Origin of the sequence: Malikia granosa, assembly GCF_002980595.1 — a bacterium.
GTDB classification, from domain to species: domain Bacteria; phylum Pseudomonadota; class Gammaproteobacteria; order Burkholderiales; family Burkholderiaceae_C; genus Malikia; species Malikia granosa.
Window position 1 is genome coordinate 1 of the sequence record NZ_PVLQ01000155.1, and the last position, 851, is coordinate 851.

1 protein-coding gene is annotated in these 851 nt (G+C 48.8%); it reads right to left on the reverse strand.

Annotated features, from left to right (window positions below; all coding sequences use genetic code 11):
- Positions 1–37: 37 nt before the first annotated feature.
- Positions 38–748 (reverse strand): hypothetical protein, encoded by a 711-nt coding sequence (locus C6P64_RS18110; RefSeq protein ID WP_146115986.1) that lies wholly within the window; start codon positions 746–748, stop codon positions 38–40.
- Positions 749–851 lie beyond the last annotated feature (103 nt).

Here is an 851-nt window from a genome sequence, read left to right on the forward strand (position 1 = left end):
GGCACCTTGAAATCACTCGGCTGTGGTCGTCGCAGACCTACATTGTCAGAGAGACTGGCTCAGGCCTCTCGGGCACCTTGAAATCACTCGTCTTCTGACTAATCTCGCATTCATCCCATTTATTTTTTGGACGTCTGGCCGTTTCCTCAAGAAAAAGAACCAAGTCTTGCACGTCCCACAAAGGAATCCCTAGGCTTGACAAAAATCTATCTTGATTAGAATTTTTTTGCGAGGCACCAATAGCCCACTCCGGGTCATCTGATCTTTCCGTCAAGAAAGCCAAATCTTCTTTACTCAAAAGAGTTTTTATTTGAGCCCGACGAGCCTGAAGCAGGGACGAGACGGGCGCATGTCGTCCCGTGTAGGTTGGGACAAGCGGAGAGGTTCTCATCTCCCCGATGATGGCTTCTCGAATGAGCCGATACCGCTCAGGCAGAGGATCATCATTGTTCGGCAGGACCGAAAGAAATTCCCCCGTCAGCAATCCGAGATCACGAATAGGCGCCAGCGACTTAGCAACCAAAACAGCAATTTGTTTGAAAATCGGTAGATTTTCGGGTGAATTCTTGATGCTCGCGCGACTGAGTTCAGGAATAAATGGCCCGTGAAGATGAAACCTCAACCCGGATGTCTCTTTCTCGGCAGGGAAGAAGACGGAAACCTTACCCCTTTTGGCAGAAGTTATCTTAAACTGATGCGATATCGGCTTTTTTTCATCAAACGACTTAATATCACCGACAAACGTCATCTCATAGGCTACCGCAACTTGCTGCCTCTCGATTCCTTCCGCTGCCGAAGAGAACTTTTCGAGCTCTTGAACTGGGGCGGTGAAGGAGTGATTTCAAGGTGCC

Excerpts from the sequence above, each read along its gene's own strand:
- C6P64_RS18110 (WP_146115986.1), bottom strand. The coding sequence starts at position 748 with ATGACGTTTGTCGGTGATATTAAGTCGTTTGATGAAAAAAAGCCGATA.